The organism is Pseudomonas sp. 15C, assembly GCF_055484735.1.
Genome location: NZ_JBUDGD010000098.1, coordinates 1 through 11,079, shown reverse-complemented (window position 1 = coordinate 11,079; position 11,079 = coordinate 1). Strand labels below are relative to the sequence as shown.

Annotated in this window: 5 protein-coding genes; 3 read left to right on the top strand and 2 right to left on the bottom strand. The window is 59.9% G+C overall.

Going from position 1 to position 11,079, the window contains the following annotated elements; translation table 11 throughout:
* Positions 1-681 precede the first annotated feature (681 nt).
* Positions 682-3,024: a bifunctional acylase PvdQ gene (gene pvdQ, locus ACYYKW_RS25915; protein ID WP_464991534.1), complete on the top strand. Its 2,343-nt coding sequence runs from the start codon at positions 682-684 to the stop codon at positions 3,022-3,024.
* A gap of 54 nt (positions 3,025-3,078) precedes the next feature.
* On the opposite strand, the gene ACYYKW_RS25910 is transcribed toward pvdQ, so the two are convergent.
* Entirely contained in the window at positions 3,079-4,080 is a 1,002-nt protein-coding gene (locus ACYYKW_RS25910; RefSeq protein WP_464991533.1) for a FecR family protein, read from the bottom strand.
* A gap of 152 nt (positions 4,081-4,232) precedes the next feature.
* Between ACYYKW_RS25910 and ACYYKW_RS25905 the strand changes: the two genes are divergently transcribed.
* Complete coding sequence (locus tag ACYYKW_RS25905; protein WP_093101346.1) at positions 4,233-4,502, top strand: PepSY domain-containing protein; 270 nt, start codon at positions 4,233-4,235, stop codon at positions 4,500-4,502.
* Positions 4,503-4,575: 73 nt separating this feature from the next.
* Here ACYYKW_RS25905 and ACYYKW_RS25900 read toward each other — a convergent pair whose 3' ends face one another.
* Positions 4,576-9,444, bottom strand: a complete 4,869-nt coding sequence (locus ACYYKW_RS25900) for a dermonecrotic toxin domain-containing protein (protein WP_464991532.1) — start codon at positions 9,442-9,444, stop codon at positions 4,576-4,578.
* A gap of 230 nt (positions 9,445-9,674) precedes the next feature.
* Between ACYYKW_RS25900 and ACYYKW_RS25895 the strand changes: the two genes are divergently transcribed.
* The gene (locus ACYYKW_RS25895; RefSeq protein WP_464991531.1) at positions 9,675-10,715 is read left to right on the top strand and encodes an Ldh family oxidoreductase; all 1,041 of its coding nucleotides are present in this window, start codon (positions 9,675-9,677) and stop codon (positions 10,713-10,715) included.
* Positions 10,716-11,079: the final 364 nt, after the last annotated feature.

Here is an 11,079-nt window from a genome sequence, read left to right as displayed (position 1 = left end):
CGTTCGGCCCTCGCAGGCTCGGGTCCCTTCGCTGCGGGATCGATCCGGGCGCAGCGGCTACGGTTTGCTTCGCTGCACCTACTTCCGCTGTGTCTGGCTTCGCCAGACGGTCGCTGCGCTCCCACGCCCGGATCGATCCCTCCACTCAGCCTTCCGATGTCGCCGGTTAGGCAAGATCAAAAGCACTCGAGCTGGCGCTCATTGTTGAGTGGTTAGAAGCGCCGCATGGCTTGGGGTTTGCGGTGGGTTTGCCCCTCACCCCCAGCCCTCTCCCCCTGGAGAGGGAGCCGATTTGTGGGCTGTTCGGAAACTGCGTACGACTCGGTAATTCACGTCGGCGAAGCACTCGCATCCACCGCGGTCAGTCCCCTCTCCCCCCGGGAGAGGGCTAGGGTGAGGGGCTGTTGATTTTCAAGACTTGAGTTCGACGCGGTATTCCATGTCGGCGTAGCTCTCGCATCCATCACAGTCAATTCCCTCACCCTCCGGGAGAGGGTTAGGCGGGCGGCGTTCCGATGAGAGGCTTTTGATGTTGGTCGCTTAAATTTTCTCCTCCTGCTTCGTTTCTTCGAAAAGGCTCATTGCGCGTGGGCGCGTGGGTATTTGCAGGGCGGGTCTTCTTTGTGCGGTGTTTTGCGTACGGTGCTGATCCGCTCTTTGGCATGTCGATCAGGAGCGAGCGTGATTATTTCCAGACAGTTAACCGGGCTGACGTTGGCTGGCGTGTTGCTGGGGTTGAGTTGTTCAGCCCATGCGTTGAGCCCGGCCGCTGAGGCAAGTGCGGATATCCGCCGGACCGCTTTTGGTGTGCCGCATATTCGTGCGCAGGACGAGCGTGGGCTCGGGTTCGGGATCGGTTATGCGTATGCGCAGGACAATCTATGTCTGCTGGCCAATGAGATCGTTACGGTCAACGGTCAGCGTTCGAAGTATTTCGGGCCGGATCAGTTCACGGTCGAGCAGCGGGAAAATCGGGTCAGCGATGTGTTTTTCACCTGGCTGAATACGCCGCAGGCGGTTGAGCGATTCTGGCAGGCGCAACCGGGGCCTGTGCGTGATCTGGTCGAAGGTTATGCGGCCGGCTACAACCGCTATCTGGCCGAACGTCGCAAGCAGGGCTTGCCGCAGCAGTGTCAGGGTGAATGGGTGCGGGATATCGCCGCGCAGGATCTGGTCAAGCTCACCCGGCGGCTGTTGGTCGAGGGCGGGGTCGGGCAGTTTGCCGAAGCTCTGGCGGGTGCCACCGCGCCGCAAGCGACGGCTGACATTCGCCAGGACGCGCAGGCTTATCGCCTGGCCGAAGCCCGTCAGCAGCGTTTCGCCCTGGATCGCGGCAGTAACGCCGTGGCCGTGGGCAGTGAGCGTTCGTTTAACGGCCGCGGGATGCTGTTGGCCAACCCGCATTTCCCGTGGGTCGGCGGCATGCGTTTTTATCAAATGCACCTGACCATTCCCGGCAAGCTCGACGTCATGGGCGCGGCGTTGCCGGGGCTGCCGATGATCAACATTGGTTTCAACCAGCATCTGGCCTGGACGCACACGGTCGACTCGTCGAAACACTTCACGCTGTACCGTCTGCAACTCGACCCAAAGGATTCGACGCGTTATCTGCTTGATGGCCAGTCGGTGCCTATGCACAAGCAGACCGTGACCGTGCAGGTCAAACAGGCCGACGGCCAGGTCGTGCCGGTTGCCAAGGAGGTCTACAGCTCACAGTTCGGGCCGATCGTGCAGTGGCCGGGCAAGCTGGATTGGGACAATCAATACGCCTATAGCTTGCGCGATGCCAACCTCGACAATGATCGCGTACTGAAACAATGGTATGCGATGAATCAGGCCTCGACGCTGCAGCAGTTGCAGGATTCGGTGCACGACATTCAGGGCATCCCTTGGGTCAATACGCTGGCCGTCGATGACCAGGGCCAGACGCTGTACATGAATCTGTCGGTAGTGCCCAACGTCAACGCCGAGAAACTGGCCAAGTGCAGCGACCCGCGAATCGGTACGCAGATGATCGTGCTCGACGGTTCCAGCAGCGCCTGCGCCTGGGACATCGATCCGCAAGCGGCGCAGCAGGGTATCTACGCGGCCAGCCAGTTGCCGCAACTGCTGCGCAAGGACTTCGTTCAGCACTCCAACGACTCGGCCTGGCTGGCCAATCCAGCGCAACCGCTCAGCGGTTTTTCGCCGCTGATCAGCCAGGACGGTCAACCGTTGGGGTTGCGTTCGCGTTTCGCCCTCGATCGGCTGGGCAAGCTGAACAAGGGGCCGTTGGCAATCAAGGATCTGCAGCAGATGGTGATGGATGACCAGGTGTATCTGGCGACTCAGGTCATGCCGGATCTGCTCAAGTTCTGTAGCGCTGACCTTGGCGCCGACGCGCAGGCAGTGAAACCGGTGTGCACGAGCCTCAAGGCTTGGGACGGCCGGGCGAATGTGGACTCCGGCGTGGGGCTGGTGCACTTCCAGAACATCATGCAGACGCTGCAGGCCATGCCGGATGTGTGGCGCGTCGGCTTCGATCCGAAGGACCCGCAACATACGCCGCGCGGTCTGGCGGTCGAACAGCCAGCAGTGGCCAAGGCTCTGCGCGAGGCGATGCTGGCGTCGCTGAAGATGAGCGCGAAAATGGGCCTCGACGCGAAAACCCGCTGGGGTGATATCCAGGTCGTCAGCAGTGGTGGGCGGCAAACGCCGATTCATGGCGGGCCGGGTACGCTGGGCATCTACAACGCGATGCAAAGCGTGCCGCGCGAGGACGGCAAGCTCGAAGTGGTGAGCGGCACCAGCTATCTGCAAGTGGTGAGCTTCGATGACAAGGGGCCGCACGCTCAAGGGCTGTTGGCGTTCTCGCTGTCGAGCGACCCGGCGTCCAAGTACTCGCGGGATCAGACTGAAGCGTTTTCGAAGAAACAGTGGAGCGTGTTGCCGTTCACTGAACAGCAGATCGAGGCAGACCCGCAATATCAGGTGCAGACCGTTCGCGAGACACTGGACAAGGCAGGGAAGGTGGCCGCTCAGTAATCCGCAATGTGAAGTGCTGCAAATGGAGGCCGCATCCCGCAAGGGACGCGGCCTTCAGCTTTTCGGCGGTTGTTGCGGTATCGAGTTGATCACCGGATTGCCTTCCTTGTTGCGCGTCAGGTAGACGGGCAGCACTTTGGGCAGGCTGTCGGGCAAGTTGTTCAGCGCTTTGATGTTGTAAATACCACCGACGCGAATGGAACCGGTTCGCGTATCAGCTAGTTCCAGCGGCTTGTTCAGATAGCGGTTGATCAGTGGCAATGCTTCGCTCAACGCGAGATTGTCCAGCACCAGTTTGCCATCGCGCCAGGTCAACGAGGTGTCGCTGGCGTAGGTCTGGCTGATCTGCGGCATGTAATCGCCGTGCTGGTAACGCGCCTGCATCGACGGACCAAGCCGCAAGCCGTCGCCTGGCAATGAGCGATTGCTGGTCACCAGCACCGAACCTTCAACGAGATTCACGCGCACCTGATCCTGATACATCCAGACATTGAAGCGCGTGCCGGTGACGCGAACCTCGCCTTCGCCTGCACGCACCACAAACGGGTGCGACACATCGTGGCTGACGGTAAAGAACGCCTCACCCCGCTTGAGGGTGACGCGCCGCTCGTCCTTGTAATTGCTGAAAGTCAGATCGGTGTTCAGGTTCAGTTCCAGCTGACTGCCGTCGCTGAGGGTGACCTGGCGGATCTCGTCAGTGGCGGCGAAGTGCTGATAGCTGTCGGGCAGCCAGCCCAGATTCCAGCCCGAATACGCCGCCAGCGGCAACGCAAGTGCACAGACACCTGCGGCAATCGCGAATTGGCGCCACGGGCGTGAAGATTTCGCTACAGGCTTGACCGGCGCAGCTTCCGCGCGCGGAAGGTCTCCGGCCACGTCCCAGATTTCCAGCATGGCCTGGTATTCGAAGGCATGCAGCGGGTGCGCGTCATGCCATTGCTGGAAGGCGCGCTGCTCTTCGGCCGTGCAGTCAGCGGCATGCACGCGCATGCACCAATGCGCGGCGGCATCGGTGATCGCATCGTATTCGGCTTCCGAGAGGGTGTCTTGGGTCATGGACTCGTCCTGATTTCGCACATTCTAACCTTCTGGGGAAGTGGCCGAGAACTGCAGTCATGGCATTTACCCATCAAAGTGGAACTTATTTTTCGCTCAGGCACCCAAAAAACAGGACGCCAATGACCACTATCCATAAATGGAGTGAAAAAATGATCAAAAACACATTCGCTGCCTTGATTGCCACTGCCGCGTTGTTCAGCGCGGGTGCTGCGCTGGCCGACAAGCCGGGGGCAGGCTGGATCACCATCGAAAAAGCCATCGAGATCGCCAAGACCAAAGCGGGTTATGTCGAGGTCTACGAGATCGGCGCCGACAACGACGGTTACTGGGAAGGGGAAGGGCGCAAGGCGGACGGCGTTGTCTACGAGTTCCGCATCGACGGCGCCTCGGGCAATGTGTTGCGCGATCAGAAAGACTGATCTTCGCCGTCACAAATAATCAATGCTTCAATCAAAATGCGCAGGTTTTTAACCTGCGCGTTTTTGTATCTCGTTACGCCAGCGCCACGTTTTCGGTCTGGCTTGAGGTTGGCGCCGGTAACGGGATCGCCGTCGGCAATGGGTCGAGTTGCCGGCCCATTTCGCTGATCAGCCAAGCGATCGAGTCAGCGTTGGCGAGCATAACGTCAATCCTGGCTTCGGCGGCGACGGGGTCACGAAAGGCCTTGCGTGCATCGGCGAGAGTTTTGGTGTTCGTCAGGGCGAGGAGTTTTTTCAGCACCTCGACCCGCTTGGGCAATTTATCCAGATCGACCTCTATCCCGTTGTCATCGGTATCCAGGAACAACTTCTCGGGCGCCGTCGAGCGGGAAAAGGTGCTGCGCAAGCGGTCCGTACTGGCTTTGAGCGATTGGCCGATGGCGGTGGTGGTATTGATCAGGTCCGGAAATGGCGCGATTGCTTCGACCGAACCGAAGTCCTCGGTTTTGAACAGCAAGTGCGACAGTTCATGAATCAACGTTACCGCGCGGGCGTGCGAGTCCACGTTGAATCGCGCAGGCAAACAAGGCGTATAGGCATCCATGTCCGGATTAAAGAACAGCTCGGTCAGATGGATAATCCTGCGTGTGTCCTCATTGAAAACGAAGGCAACCGTGTTATCTGGTTGCACATTCAAACCGGCGAAAAAACGCTCAGTGTAAAGCAAGTCATCTTTCGGATCGGTCAGTTCGCGGCAAAGCGGGATGATCACCTTTGCAATTTTACCCAGCAGCGACGGGGTTACCTGCGAGACCTCGAAGATCTCCCTGAGTACGCGCTCTAGTCGGGTTCCACCCGGATTTGCTCGATTTATCACGAAGTTATGCAGACAATTGAGCGCATAGGTGCGTGCGCGAGCGACCGCTTGCTGGATGACGAAGGCGCGCGCCGGATAGCGCTTGTTGATTTGCGCCATTCCTTTGGCCTGGATGTGCATGACATACGAGCGGCTGCGTTCGACTTCGATTTGCATGCGGTTGCGCTGCTTTGAACGGCAACGACGACCAGACTTGCGGGGCTTGGCAAGGATCAGCCGCTGGTTGTTTTGCTCAAGCTCGGGCCCTTGTCCGTCTTCCTTGTGGTGCAGGTACCAGGTTTTTTCAGATTGACTGACTTGATAGACCTTGCCGGCAATCGCCGCGTATTTTTGCGAGCCGTCAGCATTCCCGTACACCAGTTTGCTGGCTTCGAGCGTGAGGTCTTCCAGCGCAGTGCTGGTTTCATACGACTGCAAATGCAGCCGAGAGGATCTGACGGGCGGGACTTTGTTCCACAGCGGTGCGGCTATCTTTGTGGTTTGGCCAGGAGTTTTGGTCACCGGCACCACGGGGAGCTGCGTCTCGGCGGCAAACTCCTCGATGGTTTCCTTCGCCTCGTCCTCCCATGACAGCTGACCAAGACTGAACAGCGATATCGCTCCGGTGATGAAGCTTTTCAAGGCGTTCGACCAACGGTGCTGCTGCAGGTTTTCGGCCGAATCTTCGAAGTCGTTGTAGCTCTTCCAAAGAAAGAACAACGAGGCGAGTTTGCCGGACAACACATGGGGAACCAGATGCACACCACGACTGAACAAGGACTTTGCTGCTTCCCAATCGGATTGCGCGTCGATTTGCGCCTGGCAACCGAGCAAGCGTGGCAACAGGCTGAGTGTGTCCTTGTGCAGACGCTCGAGCAGATTGCCGCTGATGGGTGTGCTCTGCAGAGTCATTTCACTGCTGTTGCCTAGCGTGGTTTGCAGCAGATTTTTGAAGACCGCCTGTTGTTCCGATGGCAGGCGGCGAATCATCAGATCCTGGAACTGTCCGGGCGTGTTCAATGCGTTGATCAACTGCGCCTCATCTTCGAACTCGCGAAAGACAAACCGCGAATACGGTGCGTAGAGCACGCACGGCCCTGTTTGCCCTGTGCCGGGGCCGATCACATACAGCCCGAGTGTGTGGGCGGCAGCGGCGCCGCTGGTCTTGATCAATGAAAGCGGGCTCACAGTGGCGTGGGCCAGCGCCACGGTGGCGCGTGCGAGCGCATCGGGCATGTCCAGCACCTGGCAGATCAAGTCGTAGCCGGTGTCCGACAGTTGCTGTTGCAGCTTCATCGAATGCGCGTGCTGCATCAGGTGCCAGGGGAGCTGGCGCAGAAAGCGTTCCTTGCTGGTGCGTGCAGACGGGGTATCCCCTGACAGCGCTGCGCTGACTTTGCGCACGTAGGTGGTGGTGATCTCCAGCGATTGCAGCAGTTGCTGGACTGCGGTCTGATCCAATTTCTCTGGCAGGGGCGTGACGGTCAGCGAGGCGACCTTGAAACCAGTGCCCTGCACGACGTTGAAATGATGCATGGCAAAATCGAGCAGATTGCAGGCCGGGCCGGCGAGCGTCAGATTCGGCGTGATCTGGATGTCCTCGGGTTTAAGCCCATTGCCTGGAAATCGGCTGTCGAGCAGCGTTTGCAATGTTTGCTCGACATGCGTGCGCAACTCCGGCACATCGTCGAGAAAATCCTTGCCATCAACAAAGCTGCTGCGCAATTGATCGAGCAGCGCAAGGTGCGTGCGCTGTTCCGCGACGGGCGCCATTTGTAACCAGTCGGGATAATCAAGCTGACGGGCAAGGGCTTTGGCCAGCTCAATGGCGCGACCAAGGTTGGTGTTGATCACGGAATTTTTCATTTGTTCGAGGAAGCGTTTGAACGCGGCCTTGTCCTCGATGCACTGACGCAATGTCTGGCAATGGTCGAGGAAAATTCCGATGGCCGAATCCATGCGGTTACCGGCCACACTACCGTCAATCACTTGGAAGCTGGCGAGGGTGAAAGACTCGTCCAGCCGTTGTTGCGCCGTTGGCAGGTTTTCCAGCAGCGCCTGGCACTGGTCTTTATCGTCCAGGCGGCGCTGCAACGTTTGTTGGGCAATGGCGATATCGTCGAACGTCTCCAGGCCGATCGCTGGAGTCCACAGAATTGCGCGCCCGGAATGCGCGATATCCAGACCTCCGCGTTCAGTCAACAGAACACAGTTGGCGAGCGCCAGCGTGCCAGCGTCACCGGGACCGGTGAGGGTGAGCGACCAGGCATCCGGGCGAAAACCGTTGAGCGATCGACGCTCCATGCGGGTCGGGTGTCTGGCGTCGAACACGGTATCGACGATGCCCCGTTCGGCTGCCCGCCACGCACCGCTGAGCTGGTTGATGTAGGCCTCGGCGCGGAGGCCGTCTTCGAACGCCTTCGCCAGTTTCCAGAGAATGCCTCGCAGAAACCGCCCTTGCTCGGCGTCGTTGCCGGTTGGCTGATCGCGGAAATTGCTGCTGAGATTTTCCAGTTCTCGCTCGAGCTTGAACGCCAGTTGCGCCGCCTTGTCGGTCTGGACCACAGAGGAGGGCGGTGTGCTGGAAAACAGTGGTCGAGTACTCCAACGCTCATTGACCTCAAGCTTGAGCAGGCGCTCATGAAGCATCGCGCGAATATCCAGGGCCTTGTCGAACAAGGCATGGATATCGGTTGAATGTTCACCCTGGCGCAAACGCTGCATGGCAAATTCGACGTTCTGACGTTGCTTGGTCAGGATCGCTTCAAGCAGCGTCGCAATGATGTCGCCACCGATATGCTCGCCGGTCACCTGCGGGTCGACGAAGCCCAGATAGCGGTTGCGTTCCTCCAGGTTCATCAGGCCATAGAGCTCGTCTTCATGACCTTTTGCATCCAGTTTGGCGGTCAGCGTCTGTTTGAGATCGGCGTAGTCCTCGAGTACTTGCAGACCCTGGGTCGGGGTGTAGAGGTAGGCCTTGTCGTGGTTGACCATCAGCGAGCCGGCCAGCTCGACCGAGGCGGCGTCCTTGCGCAAACACACCGTTTCGAAAGTCGGCCGCCGTACAGCCGTGTTCGGCTCGCGGATCAAACTGTGCAAGGCATCGAACTCCCCGGCGCTGATGATGCTGGTTTCGCGCTTGCTCATCAGTTGCGCACGCGCTTGATCCTTCAGGGTCTGGCGCAAGAAGGTGCGCCTGGGCGAACCTTCGAAGGACGCGGCGTTCCAGTAAGCCTCAAGCTGTCGAAACAACAGCATGACGAGTTTTCCCGAAGCTGATTTCAGCGCATCCGCCCAAGCCTTCTGGTCGCTGTCGCCGCCGGTACGGGCCGGATGAGTAAACTTGGCCGACTGTCCGCGCGGCCAGCCCTGGCGGCGAAAGTACACCAGTAGCGCTTCACTCAATGACAGCGAATCCAGCTGCTGCCGGCGATCGTCGGCACCCGCGCCGCCGGCTGGATACAGGCTGACGCGGGTCTGCGACTGCTGCAGGCCGGCGAAATGCGGTGCCAGCAGCTCGTCGAGAATCTTGTCCAGCAGCGTTGTCAGCGAAGGCAGACGCTTCAGCTCGTCCAGTACATCGCGAGCGCAGGCATTCTGCGCGGTCTCGATCGCTGACTGCTGATCCTCAAATACATCGCCGCTGATCGTTTCGCGAGTAACCGTGATATCGCGCTTCTCGACCAGTTCCTTGCGCAAGGAGAGGCTGATGAAGGCCAATAGATCATCGTTTTCGTCCGCGTTGTCGAGGCGCGCTTGCAAGGCTTTGGTCAGTGCGTCGTCGTCGCTGTACTTTTTCAGGCCGTCATAAGGGGTATAGAGGAACACGCCGCCGTCATCCGGTCCGGCACCGAGAATAAAGCTGCCAGTCAGCGGTACGGGCTGCTGCTTGTCGGCGTTGAGCAAAATGCGTTCGGCGTGCATGGGCGGAGTCTGCTGCTGGCGCAGGGTGTGAGTCGCCAATTGCACGTGGGCAAGCCAACTGAAATCCTTGCTGTTCAAACCGTGGGTTTTGCCGAGTTTGGCGTGCACGCCAGGGGAATCGAGAATATCGGGAAACAGAAGCGGTGCGGTGGGGCTGGGCATTATCGGAGCTCTGAACGGACGCCATGGGCAGAGACCCGAGAATAGGTACGCAACTCGACGCATTGGCGGTACATGGATACCGCACTCAGCGCGTATAAATCTGCCACGTACTCGCGCGCGCCATCGTTGAATCAGCGAAGGGTTGACAGGCGACCGCTGCGCCATGGTTAATCGCTGGGCAAGTCGTCCGTACGCTGTTGTTCCCTCCAATAATCATTCTGGAGCTTCAGATGTCTGCGCCACACGATCATGTGTCTTCCGCTGTCTCGTCGTCGTTGTCGCTCGAAGCGCTGACGCAATTGCTTGAAATGATCTTTCTGCGCCATGGCACCTCCACCGACGTCGCCCGGGTGCTCGCCGCCAACTGTGCAGCGGCCGAGCGCGACGGTGCGCACAGTCATGGTGTGTTCAGGATTCCCGGGTATGTGTCGACGCTGAAAAGCGGTTGGGTCAATGGGCACGCCGTGCCGCAGGTCGAGGACGTCGCCGCCGGTTTCGTGCGCGTCGACGCGGGCAACGGATTCGCCCAGCCAGCATTGGCAGCGGCGCGCGCGTTACTGGTGGAAAAGGCCCGTCACGCCGGGATCGCCGTACTGGCAATCCGTAATTCGCATCACTTCGCAGCGCTGTGGCCGGATGTCGAACCCTTCGCTGATGAAGGGCTGGTGGCGCTCAGCGTGGTCAACAGCATGACTTGCGTAGTCCCTCACGGCGCCGACCGTCCACTCTTCGGCACCAACCCGATCGCCTTCGCCGCCCCCCGCGCCGGCGCCGCCCCCATCGTCTTCGACCTGGCCACCAGCGCCATTGCCCATGGCGACGTGCAGATCGCCGCCCGCAAAGGCGAACGCCTGCCACCCGGCACGGGCGTCGACAGCCTCGGCCAACCGACCCAGGACCCCAAGGCCATCCTCGAAGGCGGGGCGCTCCTGCCATTCGGCGGCCATAAAGGCTCGGCACTGTCGATGATGGTCGAACTGCTGGCCGCGGCACTGACCGGCGGCAACTTCTCCTTCGAATTCGACTGGTCCAACCACCCCGGCGCGAAAACCCCATGGACCGGCCAATTGCTCATCGTCATCGACCCCAGCAAAGCCGCCGGTCAGACCTTCGCCGAACGCAGCGGCGAACTGGTCCGCCAGATGCACAGTGTCGGCCTCAAACGCCTGCCGGGCGACCGCCGGCATGGGCAGCGCAGCCGCTCACTGGCTGAAGGCATCGTGCTCGACGCTCAGACGCTGGAGCAATTGCGCGAATTGGCCGGAGAGTAAGCCAAGATCAAAAGCCCCTCACCCTAGCCCTCTCCCGGAGGGAGAGGGGACTGACCGAGGTGAATGCGATAGATACGCCGACAAGAAATACCGAGGCGAATACAAGTTTCAAAGCCAATCCAAATCGGCTCCCTCTCCCTCGGGAGAGGGCTGGGGTGAGGGGCGAATCCACCACCAATCCCAAGCCAACCACCCGCTTCTAACCACTCCTCACAATGAGCGCCAGCTCGAGTGCCCTTGATCTTGCCTAACCGGCCCCATCGGCAGGCTGAGTGGAGGGATCGATCCGGGCGTGGGAGCGCAGCGACCGTCTGGCGCAGCCAGACACAGCGGAAGTAGGTGCAGCGAAGCAAACCGTAGCCGC